The sequence below is a fragment of the Corynebacterium sp. HMSC074H12 genome (genome assembly GCF_001813755.1).
Taxonomy (GTDB): domain Bacteria; phylum Actinomycetota; class Actinomycetes; order Mycobacteriales; family Mycobacteriaceae; genus Corynebacterium; species Corynebacterium hiratae.
In genome coordinates this window covers 25,043-49,095 of the sequence record NZ_KV813902.1, presented here as the reverse complement: position 1 = coordinate 49,095, position 24,053 = coordinate 25,043, and the positions used below count along the sequence as shown (strand labels likewise).

Annotated in this window: 23 protein-coding genes; 14 read left to right on the top strand and 9 right to left on the bottom strand. The window is 62.6% G+C overall.

Features of this window, described 5'->3' with window-relative positions:
- Nucleotides 1–2 precede the first annotated feature (2 nt).
- Complete coding sequence (thrB, locus tag HMPREF2932_RS05700; protein WP_071409776.1) at nt 3–926, top strand: homoserine kinase; 924 nt, start codon at nt 3–5, stop codon at nt 924–926.
- Nucleotides 927–931: 5 nt separating this feature from the next.
- Here the strand turns inward: thrB and HMPREF2932_RS05695 are convergent, their stop codons facing one another.
- From HMPREF2932_RS05695 to HMPREF2932_RS05680, 4 genes are all read right to left on the bottom strand, one after another.
- Complete coding sequence (locus HMPREF2932_RS05695) at nt 932–1,633, bottom strand: helix-turn-helix transcriptional regulator (protein WP_071409775.1); 702 nt, start codon at nt 1,631–1,633, stop codon at nt 932–934.
- Between the two features lie 117 nt (nt 1,634–1,750).
- Nucleotides 1,751–3,478: an ATP-binding cassette domain-containing protein gene (locus HMPREF2932_RS05690; protein ID WP_246818631.1), complete on the bottom strand. Its 1,728-nt coding sequence runs from the start codon at nt 3,476–3,478 to the stop codon at nt 1,751–1,753.
- Between the two features lie 9 nt (nt 3,479–3,487).
- Nucleotides 3,488–4,210, bottom strand: coding sequence for a molybdate ABC transporter substrate-binding protein (gene modA, locus HMPREF2932_RS05685; RefSeq protein WP_071409773.1), 723 nt, complete (start codon nt 4,208–4,210; stop codon nt 3,488–3,490).
- Nucleotides 4,211–4,232: 22 nt separating this feature from the next.
- Entirely contained in the window at nt 4,233–4,493 is a 261-nt protein-coding gene (locus HMPREF2932_RS05680) for a DUF2249 domain-containing protein (RefSeq protein WP_071409772.1), read from the bottom strand.
- Between the two features lie 96 nt (nt 4,494–4,589).
- Here HMPREF2932_RS05680 and HMPREF2932_RS05675 point away from each other — a divergent pair, with 96 nt between their 5' ends.
- Both HMPREF2932_RS05675 and HMPREF2932_RS05670 read left to right on the top strand, forming a co-directional pair.
- Nucleotides 4,590–5,789, top strand: a complete 1,200-nt coding sequence (locus HMPREF2932_RS05675) for a beta-carotene 15,15'-monooxygenase (protein ID WP_071409803.1) — start codon at nt 4,590–4,592, stop codon at nt 5,787–5,789.
- Nucleotides 5,770–7,149 (top strand): multicopper oxidase domain-containing protein, encoded by a 1,380-nt coding sequence (locus HMPREF2932_RS05670; protein WP_071409771.1) that lies wholly within the window; start codon nt 5,770–5,772, stop codon nt 7,147–7,149. Before HMPREF2932_RS05675 ends, HMPREF2932_RS05670 begins: the two co-directional genes overlap by 20 nt.
- Here HMPREF2932_RS05670 and HMPREF2932_RS05665 read toward each other — a convergent pair.
- From HMPREF2932_RS05665 to HMPREF2932_RS05645, 5 genes are all read right to left on the bottom strand, one after another.
- Entirely contained in the window at nt 7,136–7,702 is a 567-nt protein-coding gene (locus HMPREF2932_RS05665) for a molybdenum cofactor guanylyltransferase (protein WP_071409770.1), read from the bottom strand. The two genes, HMPREF2932_RS05670 and HMPREF2932_RS05665, sit on opposite strands and share 14 nt — an antisense overlap.
- Nucleotides 7,703–7,708: 6 nt before the next feature.
- Nucleotides 7,709–8,194: a cyclic pyranopterin monophosphate synthase MoaC gene (gene moaC, locus HMPREF2932_RS05660; protein ID WP_071409769.1), complete on the bottom strand. Its 486-nt coding sequence runs from the start codon at nt 8,192–8,194 to the stop codon at nt 7,709–7,711.
- A gap of 128 nt (nt 8,195–8,322) precedes the next feature.
- Nucleotides 8,323–9,540 (bottom strand): molybdopterin molybdotransferase MoeA, encoded by a 1,218-nt coding sequence (locus HMPREF2932_RS05655; RefSeq protein WP_071409768.1) that lies wholly within the window; start codon nt 9,538–9,540, stop codon nt 8,323–8,325.
- Between the two features lie 10 nt (nt 9,541–9,550).
- Nucleotides 9,551–10,690 (bottom strand): GTP 3',8-cyclase MoaA, encoded by a 1,140-nt coding sequence (moaA, locus tag HMPREF2932_RS05650; RefSeq protein ID WP_071409767.1) that lies wholly within the window; start codon nt 10,688–10,690, stop codon nt 9,551–9,553.
- A 49-nt stretch (nt 10,691–10,739) separates the two neighbouring features.
- Complete coding sequence (locus tag HMPREF2932_RS05645; RefSeq protein ID WP_049155160.1) at nt 10,740–12,494, bottom strand: long-chain fatty-acid--CoA ligase; 1,755 nt, start codon at nt 12,492–12,494, stop codon at nt 10,740–10,742.
- A 466-nt stretch (nt 12,495–12,960) separates the two neighbouring features.
- Between HMPREF2932_RS05645 and rho the strand changes: the two genes are divergently transcribed.
- The 11 genes from rho (at nt 12,961) to atpA (ending at nt 24,037) form a co-directional block, all read left to right on the top strand.
- Nucleotides 12,961–14,904 carry a transcription termination factor Rho gene (gene rho / locus HMPREF2932_RS05640; RefSeq protein ID WP_070515572.1) on the top strand — a complete coding sequence of 648 codons (1,944 nt, stop codon included), beginning with the start codon at nt 12,961–12,963 and terminating at the stop codon, nt 14,902–14,904.
- Nucleotides 14,904–15,980: a peptide chain release factor 1 gene (prfA, locus tag HMPREF2932_RS05635; RefSeq protein ID WP_070754411.1), complete on the top strand. Its 1,077-nt coding sequence runs from the start codon at nt 14,904–14,906 to the stop codon at nt 15,978–15,980. Before rho ends, prfA begins: the two co-directional genes overlap by 1 nt.
- A 25-nt stretch (nt 15,981–16,005) precedes the next feature.
- The gene (prmC, locus tag HMPREF2932_RS05630) at nt 16,006–16,926 is read left to right on the top strand and encodes a peptide chain release factor N(5)-glutamine methyltransferase (protein ID WP_071409766.1); all 921 of its coding nucleotides are present in this window, start codon (nt 16,006–16,008) and stop codon (nt 16,924–16,926) included.
- Nucleotides 16,927–16,980: 54 nt separating this feature from the next.
- Nucleotides 16,981–17,658 carry an L-threonylcarbamoyladenylate synthase gene (locus HMPREF2932_RS05625; RefSeq protein ID WP_070702017.1) on the top strand — a complete coding sequence of 226 codons (678 nt, stop codon included), beginning with the start codon at nt 16,981–16,983 and terminating at the stop codon, nt 17,656–17,658.
- Between the two features lie 10 nt (nt 17,659–17,668).
- Nucleotides 17,669–18,844, top strand: coding sequence for an MraY family glycosyltransferase (locus tag HMPREF2932_RS05620; protein ID WP_071409765.1), 1,176 nt, complete (start codon nt 17,669–17,671; stop codon nt 18,842–18,844).
- Between the two features lie 16 nt (nt 18,845–18,860).
- The gene (locus HMPREF2932_RS05615; protein ID WP_049155069.1) at nt 18,861–19,295 is read left to right on the top strand and encodes a Cg1360 family ATP-synthase-associated protein; all 435 of its coding nucleotides are present in this window, start codon (nt 18,861–18,863) and stop codon (nt 19,293–19,295) included.
- Between the two features lie 447 nt (nt 19,296–19,742).
- A complete protein-coding gene (atpB, locus tag HMPREF2932_RS05610) occupies nt 19,743–20,555 on the top strand; it encodes a F0F1 ATP synthase subunit A (RefSeq protein ID WP_049155068.1) in 813 nt (270 codons plus the stop codon).
- Between the two features lie 98 nt (nt 20,556–20,653).
- Complete coding sequence (locus HMPREF2932_RS05605) at nt 20,654–20,896, top strand: ATP synthase F0 subunit C (protein ID WP_010187073.1); 243 nt, start codon at nt 20,654–20,656, stop codon at nt 20,894–20,896.
- A 45-nt stretch (nt 20,897–20,941) separates the two neighbouring features.
- Entirely contained in the window at nt 20,942–21,514 is a 573-nt protein-coding gene (locus HMPREF2932_RS05600; protein WP_010187072.1) for a F0F1 ATP synthase subunit B, read from the top strand.
- A gap of 6 nt (nt 21,515–21,520) precedes the next feature.
- Nucleotides 21,521–22,336 (top strand): F0F1 ATP synthase subunit delta, encoded by an 816-nt coding sequence (locus HMPREF2932_RS05595; RefSeq protein ID WP_010187070.1) that lies wholly within the window; start codon nt 21,521–21,523, stop codon nt 22,334–22,336.
- 60 nt (nt 22,337–22,396) lie between these two features.
- On the top strand, nt 22,397–24,037 hold the full coding sequence (gene atpA, locus HMPREF2932_RS05590) for a F0F1 ATP synthase subunit alpha (RefSeq protein WP_071409764.1): 1,641 nt from the start codon (nt 22,397–22,399) through the stop codon (nt 24,035–24,037).
- Nucleotides 24,038–24,053 lie beyond the last annotated feature (16 nt).

Genomic DNA, 24,053 nt, shown 5'->3' with positions numbered 1-24,053 from the left:
CAATGAGTATCGATATCGAAGTAGGCACCAAGGTCACGGTTCAGGTCCCGGCCTCCTCGGCCAACCTGGGCCCGGGCTACGACACCCTCGGCATCGCGCTGAGCCTTTACGACACCGTGGAGGTCGAGGTCACCCGCTCCGGCTTGGAGGTAGAAATCTTCGGCGAGGGCGCCGAAGAGCTGCCGCGCGACGGCTCCCACCTTGTGGTCAAGGCCATCCGCTCCGCACTCAAGGCCGCCGATGTCGAAGTCACCGGCCTGCGCGTGGTGTGCACGAATAACATCCCGCAGTCCCGCGGCTTGGGCTCCTCAGCGTCTGCCGCGGTGGCCGGCGTGGCCGCGGGCAACGGCCTGGCTGGGTTCCCGCTCTCCGAGGAGCAGGTTGTGCAGTTGTCTTCGGCCTTCGAAGGCCACCCGGATAACGCCGCGGCCTCCGTGCTGGGCAATGCGGTGGTCTCCTGGACCACCGTGCCTGTCGACGGCCGCTCGCTTCCGGAGTACCGCGCCGCCACCTTAGAGGTTCACCCAAGCATCAAGGCCACGGCCTTGGTCCCGGACTTCCATGCCTCGACGCAGGCAGTGCGCCGCGTGCTGCCCTCGCACGTCACGCATGCCGACGCCGCCTTCAACGTCTCCCGCACCGCAGTGAACGTGGCGGCTCTGACCGCGTATCCGGACCTGCTGTGGGAGGGCACCCGCGACCGTCTGCACCAGCCTTATCGCGCTGATGTCCTGCCGGTGACCGCGGAGTGGGTCAATCGCCTGCGCAACCGCGGCTACGCCGCCTACCTGTCCGGTGCTGGCCCCACCGTCATGGTCCTCCACACTGAGCCCATCGAGGAGGCAATCCTCGAGGACGCCCGCGGACAGAACCTTCGCGTGCTGGAGCTGGACGTCGCTGGGCCGGTCTCTGTCGAGCGCGGATAGGCTAGCTAGCTAGCCTCCTTTTCCACGCTGATACGGCACACACCGTTGCCGGACTTTGGGATCAGTTTCAGGCTTAACCTCCCACCGGAGTCGGCAGCCGTCTGCTCCAAGTAGCCATCGTGGATGGCGCAGACAAAGGGGGAGGGCTCCACACCGGCGCTGACAAATGGGCAGGCGTGCAGTTGCACGGTGGTGCGGCCTTCCTCGGTGAATTGCTCCACCGAGGTTACCGGGTCAAAGCCCATATCGCGCATCGTCCGGTAGAGCGGGGCCAGCGCCTCAGCACCGTGGTCGGTGGCCGTGGCCTTCGCCCAAGCGCGGCCGATCTCTCGCGCTTGCTCGGAAGAAAAGTCATTGAGCTGATCTTTATCCGCCAGTGCTTTGACTAAGACGCTAATCAGCGTGACGTATTCCTCCGCCACTGAACGATTGTCGGGCACCCGTACTTGGAAGATCAGGGAGGGACGCCCGCGGCCTTGCGCTGGAGCAGTAACTACCCGCACCGCGCCGGCGCGAACCAGCTCATCCAGGTGGCCGCGCGCGGTGTTGACATGCATGCCCATTTTCTTAGCAATCTCTGCAGCCCGTGCTCCTTGCGGGAATTTCTGCAAGACCGAGAGGACGTCGCGCTGCTTGGGGGAGAGCTTCATCGTGTCAGGAAAAAGCTCGCTGGAGGAGCGGGGGCTAGGCGTAGCAAATGCGGACATGACTGTGACTCCTTGCAAAACTCTATGAGGATCCTACATCCGGCGCACTGAATTTCTCCCATTGCGGTGCTCAGAGGCGCCACGATCTGCGTGACGACGTGGGTAAAATCCCATGGATTAAGTACGGGTATAGACCGTGAGGGCGTCTGCATTGAGGGCCACGGACACCTTATTCCCGGGGGCGTTGTGGGGTGCTGGCTGGCCCACTGTGAGCCGTTGGCCGTCAATGTCAATAAGGGTGGTTTCGCCCAGATCGGCCACAATGGTGGCGCTCAGTGCGCCAGCGGGATCGAAGCGCAGCGCAGTCTGGGGAAAGGCCGCCCAGTGCTCGCCGTTGCGAGCTGGCTGAAATGCATCATTCTGGTGGTAGCCGCGAAGCACATTGACGCCCGCCAGCTCTGCCATAAAGGGGGTCGGGGGCTGTTCCAGTAGGCGCTCCGCGGGGCCTTGAGAGATGATGTTGCCGGCTTCTATCACCAGGATGTCGTCCGCCAGCGTGTCGAGGTCCACGCGGCTGTGGGTGACGATGACGGTGGTACGGTCAGCGGCTGAAAGGCGCAGTACGTGGCGCCAACGCGCGGCGGATTCTACGTCCATGGCGGCGAAGGGTTCATCCGCAACCAATACAGCCGGGCGCGCCGCCAGCGCGCGGAGAAGGGCAACCTGCGCGGCTTGACCACCGGAAAGCTCGGATACATGGACCAGCTCCTGCAGCCCGGCGGCGTTGAGCAGTTCCTCTGTCCTTTGCGGGTCTTTGGTCACCATCGTCAACGCTTGAGCCACGGTGGCAGTGGGAGGCAGCCCAGGGTTTTGAGAAAGCATGATCACGCGTTCGGCGTTGGTGTGTGCCCCTTGGAGTCGCCCGCTAATGAAACGCAGAAGCGTGGTCTTTCCGGCACCGTTGGGCCCGACCACCGCGGTCACGTGCCCGCCCCGGAACGTGGTGGTGGCGTTGCCGATAGTTACGGAAAGATCGTGGGCTGAGTCCACAGGGGTGGTGGCATCGCGAAGTGCCGCAGGATCCATCGGCTTGAGCATGCGCACCTTCGGCTCGCGGCGGCGTAGCAGCAGGGGCATTCCGGCCGCGGTGAGCGTAAGGATGGCTATTCCAATAAGCACGGCGGAAAGGGCATAGGCGTTGTCCGCGCTGACCTCGCGCTCTAGGTAGATTCCGCTCGGCATGGTCCGGGTCGAGCCGGGCAGGGAACCAGCGAAGGTGATAGTTGTTCCGAATTCACCCAGTGAGCGGGCGAAAGCCAGCGCACCACCGGTGAACACAGCGGGGCGGATGGCTGGGAGAATGATGCGCCGAAGGATGGTTCCCGCTCCCAAGCCGATGCCGCGCGCGCTGGCGATGACCTCAGGATCGAGTTGCCGCAGCGCGGAGTCCACCGCCACCACCGCGAAGGGAAGCGTGACGAAGACATGGGCTGCCACGACACCCGGGAAGGCGAAAGACACGTGCAGTCCAGCCTGCTCCAGAACAGGACCAAGCAGCCCACGGCGCCCCAGCAGCGCAGTGAGAGCCAAGCCGCCCACGACGGGAGGCATGGCCAAGGGGAGGTAGACCACCAGCCTCACCAGGTGGGAGACGCGGTGCAGCTGCTGCAGCCACAGCGCCAAGCAGGTGCCCAGCAACGTGGACAGCACTGTAGACCACGCCGCCGCGGACAGGCTGACGCGGAGAAGATCCTGGGTCGTCGGAGAGTTCAGCGTGTCAGAGAGTTGCCCCCAGGGCACCCGCACTCCCAAGGCGAGGACTGGGGCGAGAATGTAGAAAGCTGCGAGCGCGCCAGCGGCGATGACCGGCCAAGGGGCTCGTTGGCGCTGTTCGCGCAGAATCATGCCCGACACCTAGTTCACCGGAGTGAAGCCGAATTGTTCCCAGGTGCTGTCAAAATCCGACGCGAGAAGCGAGAGGACTTCTTGGGCTTCTTCATGCCGGGATGAAGAAGCCACCACAGCGCCCATGATCTCATTGCGGAAGTCTTCCGCGTGGTCGAGCGGAATAGCCTCGACGTCCTCGCTGGCGGCGGCGTCGGTGGAATAGACCCACCCGGCGTCCGCTTCACCGGAGGCAACCTTTCCCAGAACATCAGCCACTTGGCTCTCCAACGATGATGCGTGCAGATGCCAGCCATTGGCCTTCATAATGCGCGTGGATATGGCTCCGCAAGGCACGCTCGGGTCACAGAGAACTAGGCGTGCCGAGGGCTCCAGGTCTGCTGCGGAGCGCAGTCCTTGGGGATTACCTTTCGGCACGACCATAACCATGACGTTGCTTGCTAAGGGCACGGGCGTCTCCACGCTGCCCTGAGCAAGTGCATTCTCCATGGTCTCCCGAGAAGCAGTGAGGAGAAGGTCTGCGGGCGCTCCCTCATCGACTTGCTGCACCAAAGCAGAAGAGCCGCCGTTGTTGAAAGCCAGGGGAGTCCCGGAGGCGCTAGCAAGCTCGTCATTCAACACTCTTGTCGAGGATGCAGCAAACACCTGCAAGGGCTCTTCGGAGTCAGAGGCGCAACCGGCAACAGTCAGCGCGGCGGCGATGACGGGGATTGCAATCTTTGCGAGGTGCATGGTCAGTCAGCTTACGGAAGCTTTAGGCGGTTCGCGTGAATTTGATGTGGACGTCTTCTGGTTCTTTCTTAAGATACTCGCGAGCGAAAACCTCCTCCCGCTGGTCCACCTCGTTGAGCAGCGGAAGCGGGTCGTGCGGAGCTATGAGGATCATGGCTTCGCCGACGTTGAGGGTGCCGAGTGCCCCATGGATGGCGCCGTGGCGCACTGCGTGAGGGATTTCGGAGGCGTTGAGGGTGGGGATGTCATGGCCCTTGGAGGCGTCGATAAGCGGCAAGTTCATTGATCTTTTCCTTTTCGATTTTCTAGGGGGAGCGGGCGTTGCTACCCCTACAAGCAATTTACTACGATTATATCCGTGCAAATAAAAATGTCAGATGTGCCTCTGCGCGACGTCTCCTTGACTGCTCGCCGGCGCTGGCACACCATCGCCTTTAGCCTGGTTGCCTTGTGGATCGCGGTGGGCGTGGGAATCACCGTGGCGAACTATCTGGGAGCACCCGTGGTGTGGTGGGACCTCATTCATCCTTTTACTCTCGGAGCGCTGACCACCGCCATCCTGGTGTTTAGTACCCACTTCACGGAAGCACTGACCCGCACCCCGGCTGCCGGCTTCCACAGGGTAGGCGCGCGGGTAGGCCTGGTGCAGGTGGGGCTGGTTCTGCTACTTGTTGATCGCGCCGGCTACGACTGGGGAATGCTCGCGGATATTGGCTCCTCACTCGTCATCGTCGCAGTCACGTGGCACCTGTGGACGTTATGGACCAAGCTTCGAGGCTCTCTTTCTGGCTCTTTCGCAGTCACCGTGCCCTTTTATCTGGCCGCGGCCTGCTTCATGGTGGTCTCTGTGCTGTTGGTTATCCTGGCTGCGCACGGGATAGGAAACTATTCGCTGTTGGTAGCAGCGCACTCACGAGGGATGGTGTGGGGATTTGCTCTGCTTACCATCGTGGGCACCGTCGTCACGCTGCTTCCCACCTTGACCCGAACGCCAATTTCATCAGCCGCCCGGGCCCGGTGTGGTCGAGCATTGACCGTGCATTGCGTGGGGCTGGGGGTGGCCATGCTTGCCGACGCCTCCGGGCTCACCCGCGCCGCCGGCATGGCGCAGCTACTCACCGTCCTTGCCGCTGTGTTCATCATTCAGCCAGTACTCGCCGGCGCGCTTGGTGGCGTGAAAACCACGGCAAGCGTGTCCGCGATGGCGGGACTGGTATGGATGTTGGCACTTTGTGCCGGTGACGCGGCGGCCACTCTTGCTGGGGCCTACCCGCGCGCGGTGACGTTGCTGCTGCTACCCGCATTCGTCGGCGCCGGCCTCCTGCAGCTCGTAACCGGGGTACTCCACCACATGCTGCCCATCCTGGCCGGAGCTGCCCATCCCGCGCGGGGCCACCTTCCAGGGTTCGTGCGCGTAGCGCTCATCAACCTTGGCGGCGTGCTGAGCCTCACTGGCATTACTGGCGTGTCCTTCGCCGGGCTTATCATGATGGGGCTAGGCCTCATCGCCAATTGTGCGGCCCTAGTGTGGGCCGTCTCGTCATCTCAAGGAGAAGTTCATGTCAAGCGTGCCCGTTAAAAAGGAGCATTCTGAGAAACAGTGGGCATCCTGGCTCATCATCATTGTTGCCTTGGTGGCGGTCATTGCACTGGCAGTGACCAATTCGCGGATAGGCAAACAAGATCCGGCGCTGGTAGCTTCAGCCGATGCCGTCACTGTGGATGTCTCAGTCGACGGCATGGCCTTTGTTCCGTCCTCTATCAACGTGGCTGCGGGCAGCCACCTGGTGGTGAACTTCCATAACACGGGCGACCAGGTCCATGACTTGAAGATCGGACGTGAGGAGACCGGAAGGGTGGAACCGGGCGAGACCGTGCAGCTGGATGCCGGGATCATCGATGAACCCGTGGAAGGCTATTGCACGATCGCCGGGCACAAAATGCAGGGGATGACGTTTATAGTCAACGTCGACGAGCCAGCATCTGGGGAACATGAGCATGCGGGTGCGCAGTCTGGCGCCCATGCAGCCGGTGCCCCGGCGACGGTGCCCTCGGCAGCCGAGCGCATGGCAGCCCGCGAGGGTTTCGAAGCCGTTGATGCCTCCCTTGCCCCGGCGGAAGGTGACCTTCACGAAGAAACCTGGGTGATGACTGAAGAGGAAGCTGAGGTCGCCCCAGGAGTGCGCCAAACCCGGTGGCTCTTTGATGGGCAGGCACCCGGACCAACCCTGCGCGGCAAGGTCGGGGACCGATTTCGTATCACTATCAAGAACGAGGGCTCGATGGGGCACTCGGTGGATTTTCACGCTGGTGAAGTCAACCCGGATAAGAACATGAAGACGATCCAGCCGGGCGAGTCGCTGACATACGAATTTGTCGCGCACCGGGCAGGCATCTGGATGTATCACTGCTCAACGATGCCAATGAGCTTGCACATTGCCAACGGCATGGCAGGAGCGGTCATTATCGATCCGCGTGGTGAGGATGCGCTGGCAGACGTCGACGCGGAGTACGTCATGACGGCCAGCGAAATCTTCCTCGCCACCGCGGGCAGGGAAGCTGAAGGTGCGGATGCGCAGCGAGTCAGCAATGGCGACTATGACCTCACCGCCTTCAACTACTATCCCAATCAATACGACGAGGGCTTAGCACCGCTGCGCGCCAAAGTGGGCGATACCGTGCGCATCTGGCTGGTTAATCTGGGCCCCGATCTTCCTTTGAGCTTCCATGTCGTGGGCGAGCAATTCGATACCGTGTACAAGGAAGGCACCTATCTCATTAAGGGCGCGAAGGATTCCGGATCCCAGGCGCTGGACCTCTTACCCGCCCAGGGCGGGTTCGTCGAGATGACCTTCAACGAGCCGGGCACCTATTCCTTTGTGAACCACCTCATGACGAACGCAGAGAAGGGCCAGCACGGGCAATTTATAGTTGAGTAGCTCGTTGCTCGCGCCGCTCGCGTAGCTCGTCCAGGGTATCGATATCGCGTACTGCGGCGGTGCCTTCGAACTCGGTGATACTGTCCGCGAGTCCCAGTAAGCGCATGACTGACTTATTGCGGGGATTGCCGAGCTCGTGCAGAGCGCGGGTAATGGCCTCGGTGCGCCACAGTGCACACAGCGGTTGGAGGCGCCCATCGAAGGTGGCCACCGCGGCATCAGCGCCGGAGCTTTCTAAGGCCTGTTCGAGTACAGGCAGCATACGCGGGGAATCCGGGGCATCGACGGCAAAGATGGCGGTCGTGGACTCTGCGGCACCAACCAGCGCGGCGTGGCCCGCGGCGATTCCCGCGGCTGGCCCGCCGAAAAGAGGCCTTTCACATACTTGGGGCATCCCTAGGGGATAGGGTGAGACAACCGCCACCGGCGCATCATAAGGCAACTGGCGCAGGAGACGGTCGATAAGGCGCTCACCGGCGAGAGTGATACTTGCTTTGTCCACGCCTCCCATGCGCGTTCCGCGTCCGCCTGCCACAACAATGACACCTGGCATTGTTCTCTATCCTTCCGCGCCGGGCAGTTCGCGGGACCAATCACCCGAGCGGCCGCCGGATTTTGCGGTGATGCCGCAGCGTCGGATATAAGCGGAGCGGTCAACGCCTTTCACCATGTCGATGAGCGCTAGGGCGGCGACGTTTACCGCGGTCAGCGCCTCCATTTCTACGCCGGTGCGGTCGGCGGTGCGCACGGTGGCCTCGATAAAAACGTGATCTTCGCGCAGCTCGATGTCGACCGCGCACCCGTGCACACCAATGGTGTGGGCCAGAGGCAAGAGATCCGGGACCTTCTTCGCCGCCGCAATACCGGCGACTCGAGCAACCGCAAGCACGTCGCCCTTCGGCACGGCTCCCTCCCGCAGTGCGGTGAGGACCTCTGGTGAACACGCCACTTCGCCTTGGGCGGTGGCGGTGCGCACGGCGGGCTGTTTTTCGGTGACGTCCACCATGTAGGCGGAGCCGGCCTCATTAAGGTGAGTGAACTTCATTGCTACAGCGGTTCCTTTCTTTGGGTGGACCTAGCCTAGCTGACGAAGAGTGGGCCGATCCCCGTTTCTGAGGCGCGATCTTTGGCAGCAACGGAGGGGTGGGGGCTGTAGAAGGGGAGACCCTGAAGCTAGTAGGGGTAGACGGTAAGTTGCTCCCCTGCGGTGACGGGGCTCGTCAGCAGCGCGAAACCTTGCGTGCCCGGCAGTGCTGCAACGTGGTGGCTGCGCATGCGTGGACCAGGCGGCGGAGAGGCGGTAATGCTTCCCTCCAGAGCAATTGAGCACGGCTGAATCAGCGGGCGGTGCGGATGCGGGAAGTCGGCCCGGGCGACAGCCGTCAGATGCGGCCGGTCTAAAACTCCGGTGGGGCGGGGAAGGCCGCGCAAGGAACGCAGAAGCGGGGTGAGGTAAAGGTGTGCGGAGACGAACGCCGCCACCGGGTTGCCCGGCAAACACACCACGGGAACGCCGTTCCACAGCGCGTGGCCTTGCGGCGCGCCGGGGCGTTGGTTGACGTGTCCGAACCAATAAGAGCGGCGCTCCACGGCATCCTCAACGACCGCGCGAACCACGTCAAAGGCTCCTGCGGATACCCCGCCGGTGGTGACGATGAGATCGGAGTCAGCGGCAGCCGCGTCGAAGCGGCGGCGCAGCTCAACGGGTGAATCGCCACATACCGTGCGGGCGATGTCAACGGGGCCGGTAGTGCTAAGGAGTGCGTCGAGCATCGGACCATTGGAATCCGGGAGCTGGCCGTTGAGCAGCTCCTCACCCGTGGCAATGACGGTCACCCGCGGGGTGCGGTGGAGCACGGCGGTGTCGACGCCGGCGGAGAGGGCGGCGGCGATAAGGGAGGCGTCCACCAGCGTGGCGGCACCGGCTAGTTGGTGCCCGGCCTCGATGTGGGAGCCGCGCCGCCGGATGTGGTTGCGCTCGGGAAGGCGGTGCACCGTGACGGTCTCAGGCAGTGGCCCGGGGCCTGGTGGAATATCGGTGTCTTCCACGGGGATGACCAGACCATCAAAGCCCGCGGGTACTGGACCACCGGTCATGATGCGCAGCGCAGTGCCGGGCGGCAGGGTTTGGGCCGGCGCGCCGGCAGGCACATCACCCACGACAGGCAAAGTGAAGGGAACGGTGAGACTGTCTGGTGAGGAAGGCTGAGGAATGAGGAAGCCATCCATGGCCGAATTATCCTGCGGCGGGAGGGGAAGGCGGGCGACGAGGGGCTCAGCCAGCACGCGACCCTGCGATAAGGCAGCGCGTTCCGAAGGCAAGGCGCGGACCAGCGCGTGGAGGCACTCGAAGTATTCCTCGATACTTAAGTCAGTCCCGGTACTCGTCATTGCACCCAATCTAGCCACCGATGGCGGACATCGGGCGATCTGGCTGGAGGAAACCTTCATCATCCACCCCGTGGCCCGGTAATTTCCTCCACATTTCACCCGCCCACGCGGTAGCTAGCTCCGCATCGCTGGCGCCAGAGCGCATGAGGTCGCGCAGGGAGGTTTCCGAGTTGCCGAAGAGGCAATTGCGCACCGCGCCGTCTGCGGTCAGGCGCGTGCGGTCGCAGTCCCCGCAGAAGGGCCGAGTTACGGAGGCGATCACCCCGATGTGTCCTATGGGGAGGGAGCCATCGCGCGAGACCGCGGACCACAGTGCCGCCGGCGCGGAGCCGCGGGGTTTCTTAGCCGGGGTGAGCTCGAAGTCTTCGGCCAAGCGCGCCAAGATATCCTCCGCGGTGACCATCCGGGAACGCGCCCACTCCTCCCGTGGGCCCAATGGCATCTGCTCGATGAAGCGCAGTTGCGCGCCGCGTTCGAGGCAAAAGCGAGCCAAGGGAAGGATCGCAGACTCGTTGACACCCGGCATGATGACGGCGTTGATCTTGACCGGGTCCATGTCGGCGGCCAGCGCGGCGTCGATGGATGTGAGCACATCCGCTAGGCGGTCGCGCCGGGTGAGCCGGGCATAGAGCTCCGGATCGAGGGTGTCTAAGGAGATGTTGACGCGGTCGAGCCCGGCGCGCTGCAGCCCCGGCAGGCGCTTATCCAGGCCCAGCCCGTTGGTGGTGAGAGCAGTAGTGGGTGCCGTACCTTCGTCGGTCCGCAGGGCTTTGGTCGCGGCGATGATTTTCTCTAAGGAGCCGCGCAGGAGCGGCTCCCCACCGGTGAAGCGCACCTGCTGGATGCCGAGCTTGTCTACCGCGAGGCGGATGAGACGGATGGTTTCTTCATCGCTGAGCGTGTGTTCGGTGGGCAGCCACTCATAACCTTCGGCGGGCATGCAGTAGGTGCAGCGCAGATTGCAGCGATCCGTCAGGGAGACGCGTAGGTCGCGGGCCTGGCGGCCGTAGCGATCCACGAGTGCGCGGCGGCCCTCGGTCCCTGCCGCTGGCAGGTCCGTGGGCGGCATCCCCGCGCCCCGTACACGCGGCAATGGCAGCGTCAGCGGGGCGGAGGTGTGTGGCGAAGGTTGGGATCGTTGGGCGGACATTGCTGGCAAGTCTAGATCGAAGCCTGCCGAATGAGTAGGCGGGGTGGGGCTAGTCCTCCCCGTCATCCTCTCCGGCATCGAGGCGCTGCGCCTCGCCCGGGCCCTTCAGCCGGATGATGTTGTACTCGCCTTCCGCCAAGTGGGCGCGCAGGTCCTTCTTGTCGAACTTGCCCACCGAAGTCTTATCGATGGATTTTACGAACGTCCAATACTCCGGCAGCATCCAGGAGGGAAGCTCAGAGCGCATCCCGTTGCGCAGGCGCTCGGCGGTCTCAATCGTGGGGCTGATGTCCGCGGCGAGCACGGTGACAGCCAGCGGGCGCTCGACCCATTGCTTGTCGGGGTAGCCAATGACGGCGCATTCCAGCACCACCGGGTTGGCCATGATGAGGTTCTCCAATTGCACGGAGTAGATCCATTCACCGCCGGAACGGATGACATCGCGGGCGCGATCCTCCACGGTGAGGAAGCCATCCTCGGTGACGAAGCCGACGTCGCCGGTGCGCAGCCAGCCGTCGGCCGTGAACTTGGAGTCCGCGTCCTCGACATCTTTGCCACGGAACTCGTGGGCAGCACCGCCGTCCTCCGAAGCGGGCGAGTGGTAGTAAGAACCGGTGACCAAGTTGCCGCGTACCTGAATCTCACCAGCGTTGCGGTCCGTGGTGTTGACCACGTGGCCGTCATTGACCACGCGGTATTCCAAGGAGGCCGGGAAGCGCCCCTGGGAAATGCGGTAGGCCCAGCGAGCCTCGCCCGAGGCGCCTGAGGGTGGGCGGGCCACCGTGCCCACCGTGGTGGTTTCCGCCATGCCCCACACGTGGACTACGTCTACGCCGTAGCGCTCTTCCCAGCTCTTGATGAGCTGCGGTGGAACAGGCGAGCCGCCAGCGAAGATCTCCGTCAGTGTCATGCGCTCAGGCGGGTTCTTGAGGTAGTGCACGAAGAGCTGAATCCAAATGGTGGGCACGCCATGGGCCACGCGCGGGGAGGTGGCGGCGATGATTTTGGCCAGGGTGGCGGGGGAGACGTCGGCGTCGGGAAGCACCAGCGGCGTGCCCGTCATCCACGCCGCAAAGGGAACACCCCAGCTCAGCACGTGATAGATGGGGATGCAGCACAGGAATGTCTCGCCGTGGGTCACACACAGGGAATCGGAGGAGCGCAGCTGCATTCCTTCCAAGTACAGAGCGCGGTGGGAGTAGAGCACGCCCTTTGGTGCACCAGTGGTGCCGGTGGAGTAACACAGTGCGGCGGCGGTGTGCTCATCCAAAACCGGCCAGTCATACACGGTGGAGCGCCCATCCAGCAGTTGCTCGTAGCTGTAGATTTCAACGTTGCCCGGCAGAGCGGTGCTGGGCTTGCCGACGCCCGTAAACACCACCGCACGCACACAGTCCACACCTTCCAGAACCTGGGCTAGCTGCTCGGCGAGGCGACAATCCGCGACGATGACGCGGACCTCAGCGTGGTTGATGATGTGCCGGATCTGATCATTCATCAGCTGCTTGTTGAGCGGGGTGAACACCGCTCCCTTACAGGCGGTGCCAAAAAGCACTTCGAGGTGCTCGGCGCAGTTCCACATCAGTGAGCCCACGCGCTCGTCACCGGTGATGCCGAGCGTGTCATGCAGGGCGTGGGCGAAGGCGGCGGCGCGGGCGCCGACATCAGCGAAAGTGGTTTCCTCGCGTTCATTGCCGGGATTGGCGCTGTGCCAGGTGATGACCTGGGTTTGGCCGTGGACGGAGGAACCGTACTCCAGGATGCGGGTGAGGGACAGCGGGATATCCTGCATTGTGGAGAGCATGCGCACTACTTTAGCCGTGTCAGTGTGAGCGCGGGGGAAGGATGCGGTATAGTTATCCGCGACTGGTGGGGAACGCTTTCCCCGCATCTCCGAGCTCCCTCCACGGCGCACACACCTGCGGTGACACTCTCATGGCAGTCCAACGGTGCGCGCGACGGTGAGAGGGGAGAGATACGCTCGCAGTCGCCTTCTTAAAATATCTCCCCGCGCTTGACCCGCGGCCGATTCCTTGAGTGCTTTCAGGAGTTCAACAAGGAGTCCTTCACGTTCCGTACCGCCGGGCCGGAGAGGGGGGAGAGCCAAGACAACCACCGCCCACGGGGATCGCGGTTGCGTGAACTCGCTGGTGGCGGAGGACCATCCCAATTACACACTGGCTTCCAACGCCCGCTTGGAACAGCACCACGCACAGTGCAGGTGCGGCAGACAAGACGGCGCGCGTTGGTGAAGCGACGAAAGGATATCCGTGAGCGATACGGACAAGACCGCAGCACAGGATCTCGCCTCCCTGAAGCTGCCGGAATTGCGCAAGCTAGCTGCGGAGCGCGGACTTCGCGGCGTCTCCGGACTGCGCAAGGGGGATCTCATTACTGCCCTGACCACCGGCCAGGTGCCGGCGCGCGGCGCGAAGGCCGCTGCCCAGGGCGAGGCTAAGGACGCACCCGCCGCAGAGGACTCCGCACAGAAGGAGTCGAAGAAGGACGCGCAGCCGCGCCGCGCGACCCGCAAGGCTTCCCGCCCTGCCGGCGCTGCTGACCAGGCCTCCGAGAAACCGGAGTCTGAGAACACCCATAAGGGCGAGGACGGTGCTCAGGAGTCTGAGCAGAAGGACGGCCACGACGAGCAGCGCTACGAGTCCCGCTCCCAGGCCCGCCGCGCCCGCCGTAACCGCGCGCGCCGCCAGGAGCGCGAGGCCCGCGAAGAAGCCAAGGGCAATAACAACGGCAACGGAAATGGCAACGGCGCCGAGGACAAGCAGTCCAAGTCGGAGGGTAACCAGTCCCGTGGCGGCAACAACTCCGACAACTCCGATAACGGGGACCACGGCAACGGTGGCAACAACGGCGGTGGCAATAACGGGGGCGGCAACAACAACCGCCGCGATAACCACCGCAACGATGATGACAACAACGGCGGCGGTGGCCGCCGCAATCGCCGTAACCGTCGCAACCGCCGCGGGCGTGACCGCGATGGCGGCGGCAACGGCGGCAATGACCTGCAGATCCGCGAGGGCGATGAAGTGCAGGTAGTGGGCGGAATCCTCGAGGTCGTCGACAATAACGTGGCCTTCCTGCGCACTACCGGCTACCGCGCGGCCAGCTCCGATGTCTTTGTCAACAACAACCTCGTGCGCCGCCTGGGCCTGCGTTCCGGCGACGCCCTGACCGGCAAGGTCAAGGTCTCGGGCCCGACCCACACCCACGGCAACGGCCGCAACCGCCGCAAGTACAACCAGCTCGTGGAGGTCGACACCGTAAACGGCCTGGATCCGTCCACCGCGAAGGAGCGCCCGGACTTCGCCAAGCTCACCCCGCTGTACCCGAACCAGCGCCTGCGCTTGGAGACGGACCCGAAGATCCTCACCACCCGCGTCATCGACCTCATCATGCCGATTGGTAAGGGCCAGCGCGCGCTCATCGTCTCCCCGCCGAAGGCCGGTAAGACGACGATCCTGCAAAATATCGCCAACGCCATCGCCACGAACAACCCGGAGTGCTACCTCATGGTCGTCCTCGTGGACGAGCGCCCCGAAGAGGTCACCGACATGCAGCGCAGCGTCAATGGTGAGGTCATCGCCTCCACCTTCGACCGCCCGCCGTCAGAGCACACCTCGGTGGCGGAGCTGGCCATCGAGCGCGCCAAGCGCTTGGTGGAGCAGGGCAAGGACGTCGTCGTCCTGCTCGACTCCATCACCCGCCTCGGCCGTGCTTACAACAACTCCTCCCCGGCATCCGGCCGCATCCTGTCCGGTGGTGTGGACTCCAACGCCCTGTACCCGCCGAAGCGCTTCCTGGGTGCTGCCCGCAACATCGAGAACGGCGGCTCGCTGACCATCATCGCCACCGCCATGGTGGAGACCGGCTCCACCGGTGACACCGTCATCTTCGAGGAGTTCAAGGGCACCGGCAACGCCGAGCTCAAGCTGGACCGCGCCATCTCCGAGCGCCGCATTTTCCCGGCCGTGGATGTCAACCCGTCCGGCACCCGCAAGGACGAGCTCCTGCTAGTTCCGGAGGAAGCACGCATCATGACCAAGCTGCGCCGCATCCTCTCCGGCCTGGACTCCTTCGCCGCTATTGACCTGCTGATTAAGCAGCTCAAGAAGACCCGCTCCAACGGCGAGTTCCTCATGCAGGTGGCCTCGTCCGCGCCCATGGCGGCTGACACGGATGAGGAGGACTACAAGTAATGTCTAACCAGGTTTCCCTCGTCGATGACATTGTCTCCGAGTTCCAAGGCATCGAAATGCAGATGGCTGACCCGGAGGTAGCCGGTGATCAGTCCCAATTCCGCAAGCTGTCCAAGCGCTACGCCGAACTGCGACCCGTCGTCGCCGTGAACGACGAGTTGGTCCAGGCTCGCCAGGACCTGGCCGATGCCAAAGAGATGGCCTACGAGGACCACGAGTTCCAGCCCGAGGTCGACCGCCTTGAGCCGCTCGTCGTTCAGCTGGAGGAAAAGCTCGCGGACCTGCTGGCCCCGCGCGATGAGCATGACTCCGAGGACATCATCATGGAGATCAAGGCCGGCGCCGGCGGCGAAGAGGCAGCACTCTTTGCCGGCGACCTGGCCCGCATGTACGAGCGCTACGCCGATAAGGTCGGCTTCCAGTGGGAGGTCCTGGGCCTCAACGAGTCCGACCTCGGTGGTGTGAAGGACATGTCCATCTCCTTCAAGTCCAAGACCCCCTCGCGCGATGGCGCGTGGAGCGTGTTCAAGTTTGAGGGCGGCGTCCACCGCGTGCAGCGCGTGCCGGTGACCGAGTCCCAAGGCCGAATCCAGACCTCCGCAGCTGGTGTGCTGGTCTACCCGGAACCGGAAGAAGTCGAAGCCGTCAACATCGATGACAAGGACATCCGCGTCGACGTCTACCGTTCCTCCGGTAAGGGCGGCCAGGGTGTGAACACCACCGACTCCGCGGTGCGTATTACCCACCTGCCGACCGGCCTGGTGGTGACCTGCCAGAAGGAACGCTCCCAGATCCAGAACAAGGCGCGTGCGCTGCAGGTGTTGCAGGCACGCCTGGACCAGATGGAGCGTGAGGCCCGCGAGGCTGAGGCCGGCGAGCAGCGCGCTTCCCAGGTGCGCACCATGGATCGCTCCGAGCGTATCCGTACCTATAACTGGCCGGAGAACCGCATCACCGACCACCGCATCGGATACAAGGCCAATAACCTGGATTCCGTGCTCAACGGTGACATGCAGGACCTCATCGACGCCCTGCAAGCCCAAGAACGCGCAGAGCGCCTTGAGGCTGAGGACTAGAAGAGAAAAGGCACGGTTTAATTCGGTGACTTTTCACACCTATCGGGAGGCGCTTCGTGATGCCACGGAGCGCCTTCGCGCTGCCGGGGTACCTTCACCCGAGTGGGACGCGCGCCTGCTGGCTGCCCACCTCATCCACTGCGGCCACATGGACATCCCGCTTAACGAGGCTCCGATGCCCGGCTTTGACGTGGCATATGGGGCGTTGGTGGGGCGTCGTGAAGCGCGCGAGCCCCTCCAGCACATCCTGGGCGTGGCGTGGTTCGGCGCCCTCGAACTCGAGGTGGGCCCCGGCGTGTTCATCCCGCGCCCGGAGACGGAGGTGCTCGCCGACTGGGGAGTTAAATTTCTTACGAAATTTAACTCGGGGAAGATGACGAAATTTAACTCGTTGGGGACGACGAAACTTAACTCGCAATCTCCCCGCGTCGTGGATCTGTGCGCCGGCTCCGGGGCGCTGGCGCTGTACGTCGCCCACTATGTGCCGCAGGCCCAGGTGTGGGCAGTGGAGCTTGCCGACGCCGCCCTGGCCTACACCCGGCGCAATGCCGCAACCGCTTCGCGCGGCGGGGCGGGTTCTGTGAACGTGGTGCAGGGCGACGTCAGCGACGCCGAGATCTTGTCGGAACTGCACGGCACCGTTGACCTCGTGCTCACCAATCCACCCTACGTTCCGGAGACCCCGGACCTGGACCCAGAGGTCTACCAGGATCCGCACGATGCGGTGTTTGGGGGAGCAGACGGCATGGAGACCATCAACGCGATGATTCCGACCATCGCCGCGCTGCTGCGCCCCGGCGGGCGGGTGGGCATTGAGCACGACGACGAGACCTCCCAACAAGTGCAGGAAGCCCTGCGCGCGCACGGCGGCTTCAGCGATATCGAGGTGCTCAAGGACCTCACTGGCACCGCACGATTTGTCACAGCGAAGCGGGGAGTACAGTAGATTGGTCGAAGATTGGTCGACAAGCCGATAGGAACGGGATTAAAGGAGAGACCAATGCAGGGACAGATTTATAACTGTGCGGACGCTGCTGAGCGCGAGGAAGGCATGGCACTTGCCGTCAAAGCAGCCAAGTCAGGCCGACTCGTCGTGATGCCCACCGACACGCTCTACGGGCTGGGCTGCGATGCTTTCGATAACGATGCCGTGGCCAGCCTTTTGGCCACCAAGCACCGCGGCCCGGACATGCCGGTGCCGGTGCTCGTCGGCTCCTGGGACACCGTCAAGGGGCTTGTCGCTTCGTTGGATGACACCGCGCAGACCCTCATCGAGGCCTTCTGGCCGGGTGGGCTGTCCATCGTGGTGCCGCAAGCGCCTTCGCTGCCTTGGAACTTGGGCGATACCCGTGGCACGGTGATGCTGCGTATGCCCCTGCACCCCATTGCTATTGAGCTCCTCCGCGAGGTCGGCCCCATGGCGGTCTCCTCCGCGAATATCTCCGGTCAGACCCCGCCGACCACCGCGATTGCCGCCAAGCAGCAGCTGGGCAAAGCCGTCACGGTCTACCTGGATGGGGGAGAAGCCGAGGTGGGCAAGCCGTCTACCATCATCGACTTGTCCGGTCCGCGCCCCTACCTCTTGCGCGAAGGCGCGCTGAGCGCCGAGCAGATTGGCGAGGTCATCGGAGTGTCTACAGAGTCCTTGCGCACCCGACCGGGTAGCCAATCCTCTTAAGGAGACATCAGTGGCTGGAACCGGAGTGCCGCTGCGCGAACTGGCGTTGATCATTTTCGTCGCGGCGGCGTTTACCTACATCACCACCGGACTGGTGCGCAGCGTCTTGGTGCGCAGCGGCCAGGTGGCGGAAATTCGTCTGCGTGATAGTCACTCGCAACCCACCCCGCAGTTGGGTGGCGTTGCCATGTTTACGGGGTTTGCGGCTGCTGTCTATCTCGCGGGCCAGCTTCCAGCCTTGACTCGCGGGTTTATGCCGGTCACGCCGGAGATGAACGCTGTGCTGTGGTCAGCCGCGGCCATCGTACTCGTCGGCGTGGTGGATGACCTGCTGGAGCTGAGTGCTCTGGTCAAGCTGATCGGGCAATTGGTGGCGGCGGCCATCATGAGCGGTCTAGGTCTGACGTGGACTCTTCTCTTCTTGCCCTTTGGGGATGGAACCACGGTCATCCTCGACCAGGTCCAGGGGACACTCTTGACTACGTTCTTTACGGTCCTGCTCATCAACGCCATCAACTTTGTGGACGGGCTCGATGGGCTGGCTGCCGGGCTGGGCATGATTGCGGGTGGTGCCATCCTGCTTTTCTCGCTGACCGTGCTGCACGACCAGGGTGGGGCGGTCTCCGCCTATCCGCCGGCGATCATCGCGGCGGCGCTGGTGGGTGTGTGCGCCGGGTTCCTCCCACATAATTTCGAGCCCTCCCGCATCTTCATGGGGGACAGCGGAGCGATGCTGATCGGTTTGTTGCTTGCCGCGGCGTCGACCTCAGCGTCGGGCAAGATCAACATGTCGCTGTATGGCACCGTAGACATCGTGGCGCTGATGTCACCCGTCATCGTTGTTGTTGCTGCGGTCTTTATTCCAGTCCTCGACCTTGTCTGGGCCGTGATCCGGCGCGTGTCCCAGGGGCGCTCGCCCTTCGCCGCGGACAAGGCTCACATCCACCACCGGCTGCTCTCGCTGGGGCATACCCACCGCCGCACCGTGTTGGTGCTGTACCTATGGGTCTCTGCGGTGGCCTTCGGGGCGGTCTCTTTTTCCATCGTCCCCGCGCCCGTGGCCGTCGTACTAGCGCTTGTCGCGCTCGTTGTTGCTTTTGGTGTGACCCTGATTCCGCTGCGCCAGGGCAAGCTTGGACGCCAGTCGCGTCCCACCAGCGTGGTGCTGGAAACGGATCCCTCCTGAGGTAGGGTAAGGGGCTGTGACTGATTCAACGACCTCCGAAGAGCTTTCGCCGTACGACGATCATCGGCGTCCCCTCAAGCGTGCGCTCCGCCTCGGGGCCATCGGCCTTGTCGTCGTGACCATCGCGTCCCTGGCTATCTGGGGTGGTGTCCGCGGGTTGCCCGGAATCTGGGGGGTACTTGTCGGCGCGGCCATTGGCGGTGGCTTCGTGCTCTTTACCGCGGCCTCAGTTCTTCTTACTGCGCGCACCACGCCGTCGACCACGATGGCGGTGGTGCTTGGCGGCTGGCTGCTCAAGGTGGTCATCCTGATTATGGTGCTGTTGCTGATTAAGGATCTTGAGTTCTACGACACGATGGCGCTTTTCGTCACCGTGCTGCTGGCGCTGGCGGTAACACTCGGCACTGAGGTCTGGGGTGTGATTACATCCAACGTGACCTACGTGTCTTAGCCAGTCTCGACCTTTTAGAGTAAGCCACTGCTTCCGGTGACCCCGGGAGGGTGGCTTTTTGTGTAGTTAAGTGGCCACGGCGACAGCGCCCGTTACCCCCGTCAAGGTGGGAAAACACGGGTGTGTGACCAAATACACTTGGCAGGGTTTCGGCAGAATGTGGGCGTTTTATAGGGCCCACTGGCACTAGGCTGTGCCTTTAGGGCCGCAACGGGGCCCCCACGTGCGAAAACTTGAGGGCGAACTGATAGCATTCTCTTCGGGTTACCGCGGGTTAGCGTCATGCTATCCCGAAAAAGTACGGTTTATCCTTGCCCTGTTTACGCTGATGTGCGACGGAGTCCGTAGACAGGGCAAAGAGCTTGAGACGTCCATCGCACCACATAGCCTTCGACAAGCTGTGTGGCCCGAACACGGGAGAGAACGCTGAGCGTTACGACATTGGCCATGAAGGGTGAGTTTCACGCACCCGAACTGGATCCAGAATTTTTCCCGGGGCACGTAACCGATGATGGTGAAGTCGTCGATCTTCTTTTCGCCGATTTCGCCAACGGTTGGTTCGCTTTGGATCGCATCATGCTGGTTCGTCTGTTCATGGCGGCCATCCTGGTGCTCCTTTTTGTTGTCGCCTTCAGGAACCCGAAGCTGGTTCCTAAAGGATTGCAAAACGTAGCGGAGCATGCGATTGACTTCGTACGAATTCACATCGCAGAAGACATCTTGGGCCGCAAGGAAGGACGTCGATTCCTTCCGATCTTGGCCACGATCTTCTTCGGTGTTTTGTTCTGGAACGTAGCAACTATTGTTCCAGCTCTAAACATCTCTCCGAACGCTCGTATTGGTATGCCAATCGTGCTGGCTGTCGTCGCGTACATCGCCATGATTTACGCCGGCGCCAAGCGCTTTGGCTTCGGCAAGTTCATCAAGTCCTCGGTGGTTATTCCTAACCTGCCGCCGTTGCTGCACGTGCTTGTCGTGCCGATTGAGGCTTTCTCTACGTTTGTCATGCGCCCAGTCACGCTGGCTCTTCGTCTGATGGCGAACTTCCTGGCTGGCCACCTCATTTTGGTCCTGTTGTACTCGGCAACGAACTTCTTCTTCTTCCAGTTCAACGGTTGGACCGCACTGAGTGGCCTCACTCTGGTCGCAGCGGTTCTGTTCACGCTGTACGAAATTATCGTCATCTTCCTGCAGGCATACATTTTCGCCCTGCTGACGGCGGTATACATCGAACTGTCGCTGCATGCAGATTCGCACTAACAACAACGCGAACCTCGCGGTTAACTAAATACCCCAAAACCACCACATCCCCCGCGGAAGAATCCGTGGGAAAACTTTGAAAGGGAACGACTTTCATCATGAACGAAATCATTCTTGCTCAGGCTGCTGACGAGTCCACCCTCAAGGGCCTCGGCGCCATCGGCTACGGCATCGCAACCATCGGCCCGGGTCTGGGCATCGGTATCCTCGTCGGCAAGACCGTCGAGGGCATGGCACGTCAGCCGGAGATGGCTGGCCAGCTGCGTACCACCATGTTCCTGGGTATCGCCTTCGTTGAGGCCCTCGCCCTGATTGGCCTCGTTGCAGGCTTCCTGTTCTAAAGAGCGCTTTACACAAAGTAAATCGAACTTTAAGAACGGAGCCCCATGAACAACGTCATTTACTACCTTGCAGCAGAAGGAAGTGAAACCCTGCCCCTCGAGTCGGGCAACTCTATCCTTCTGCCCAAGATGTACGACTTGGTCTGGTCGATCATTCCGTTCACCATCATCCTGATTGTGTTCTGGAAGCTCGTTCTTCCGGCATACAACAAGATGCTGCAGGAGCGTGAAGACCGGATCGAAGGTGGCCTTAAGCGTGCGGAGGCTCAGCAGGCCGAAGCAAAGGCCGCTCTGGAAAAGTACAATGCTCAGCTCGCTGACGCGCGAGCAGAGGCTGCGGAGATTCGTGAGCAGGCGCGCGAGCGCGGCAAGCTGATCGAGGCAGAGGCTAAGGAAGCTGCAGAAGAAGAGTCTCGTCGCATTCTGACCGCTGGCGAGAAGCAGCTTGAAGCTTCCCGCGCACAGGTCGTGTCTGAGCTGCGTTCCGACATCGGACAGAACTCCATCAACCTGGCAGAGAAGCTGCTCGGCGGCGAACTTTCGGACGCCACCAAGCAGTCCTCCACCATTGATAACTTCCTGTCCGAGCTCGACACTGTGGCACCGGCCGGAAAGTAGGCAACGATGAAGGCAGCTAGCCGCGAAGCACTCGCTACCGTTGAGTCCAAGCTGGATGAGTTCCTCTCCGGTGACCGCTCGGTGGCGACTGCTACCCAGGCAGGCCAGGACCTCTTTGAGGTGGTCCGCGTTCTCGACGGCGACCGCGAGCTGCGCGTCGCGCTGACCGACGACGCCTCCACCTCTGAGGAGCGCAAGTCCCTGGTCCAGACCCTTTTTGGCGGCAAGGTTTCCCCGGTAGCACTGCAGGTGCTCCAGGAGGCAGCCGCCGCACAGTGGTCGACCCCGCGTGATATCGCCCGCGGCCTTATCATCCTTGGCCGTCGCGCACTGCTGCGCGGCGCTGAGTTTGAGGGCAAGCTGGGCCAGGTGGAAGACGAACTCTTCTCCCTGTCGCGCGTGCTTGACCGCGAAGGCGAACTGACCCAGCTGCTTTCAGACCGTACTGCGACGTCCGACCGCAAGGTTGGGCTGCTGGCAAGCGTGCTCTACGGCAAGGTCACGATGGTCACTGAAGCGCTTGCGCTGCAGGCCATTGGCCGCCCGGAGCAGAACCCGATTGATGATCTCGCCGGATTGGCGGACACTGCAGCCAAGCTGCAGGGCCGTACCATCGCGCGCGTGACCTCGGCGGGTGAGCTGAACGATAGCCAGCGGGCAGCACTCGCTGAAAAGCTGGGCAAAATTTATGGTCGTGCGATGTCCATCCACTCTGAGGTTGACACCAGCCTCCTCGGTGGTATGACCATCCGCGTCGGCGACGAAGTCATCGATGGTTCGACGGCAGGCAAGATTGCTCGCCTTCGCGCGCAGATGGCATAAGCCGAAACGACAGAAACGATTAAGTAATTGCTGGAAGATACTACCGAGAGCAGGAAGAACATGGCGGAGCTGACGATCTCCTCCGACGAGATCCGTAGCGCGATTGCGAACTACACCTCGAGCTACTCCGCGGAGGCCTCCCGTGAGGAGGTCGGCGTGGTCATTTCGGCAGCTGACGGTATTGCGCAGGTTTCGGGCCTGCCGTCCGTCATGGCGAATGAGCTGCTCGAGTTCCCCGGCGGCGTAATTGGCGTCGCACAGAACCTTGACACCAACTCCATCGGTGTCGTGGTCTTGGGCAACTTCGAGTCGCTTAAAGAAGGCGACGAGGCCAAGAGGACCGGCGAGGTTCTCTCCATCCCTGTGGGCGAGGAATTCCTCGGCCGCGTTATCAACCCCCTGGGCCAGCCGATTGACGGCATGGGCCCGATCACCGCTGAAGAGGACCGCGTCCTCGAGCTGCAGGCACCGTCCGTGCTGCAGCGTCAGCCGGTGGAAGAGCCGATGCAGACCGGCATCAAGGCTATTGACGCGATGACCCCGATTGGTCGCGGTCAGCGTCAGTTGATCATTGGTGACCGTAAGACGGGTAAGACCGCCGTTTGTATCGACACCATCCTGAACCAGAAGGCTAACTGGGAGTCTGGCGACAAGAACAAGCAGGTCCGCTGCATCTACGTCGCCATCGGCCAGAAGGGCTCCACCATTGCTGGTGTGCGCCACACCCTGGAGCAGCACGGCGCTCTGGAGTACACCACCATCGTGGCGGCTCCGGCATCCGACGCCGCCGGCTTCAAGTGGCTGGCACCGTTCTCCGGTGCAGCTCTGGGTCAGCACTGGATGTACCAGGGCAACCACGTCCTGATCATTTACGATGATCTGACCAAGCAGGCTGAGGCCTACCGTGCGATTTCCCTTCTGCTGCGCCGTCCGCCGGGCCGCGAGGCTTACCCGGGCGACGTCTTCTACCTCCACTCCCGTCTGCTGGAGCGTGCTGCAAAGCTCTCTGACGACATGGGTGCAGGTTCCATGACCGCACTGCCGATCATTGAGACCAAGGCGAACGACGTCTCCGCCTTCATTCCGACCAACGTTATTTCTATTACCGACGGCCAGGTCTTCCTGGAGTCCGACCTGTTCAACCAGGGCGTCCGTCCGGCAATTAACGTCGGTGTGTCCGTCTCCCGTGTTGGTGGTGCCGCACAGACCAAGGGTATGAAGAAGGTTGCCGGTAACCTCCGTCTCGAGCTGGCTGCCTACCGCGACCTGCAGGCCTTCGCGGCCTTCGCATCCGACCTGGATCCGGCTTCCAAGGCTCAGCTGGAGCGCGGTGAGCGCCTCGTCGAGCTGCTCAAGCAGTCCGAGTCCTCCCCGCAGCCTGTCGAGTACCAGATGGTGTCCATCTTCCTCGCAGACCAGGGCATCTTCGACGTCGTTCCCGTCGAGGACGTACGCCGCTTCGAGAAGGAGCTGCACGACCACCTCAACTCTGCAACCCCGCAGGTGTTCGAGCAGATCCAGGGCGGTACCGCTCTGACCGACGAGTCCAAGGATGCACTTGTTGCAGCAGCAAAGGACTTCACTCCGTCCTTCCGCACGACCGAGGGCAACAACCTTGGTACCGAGGCGCCGGTTGACCCGCTCGCCGCGGATGATGTGAATAAGACCGAGCTCAACGTCTCCCGCAAGACGGCCAAATAGAGTTTCGCACGCTCTA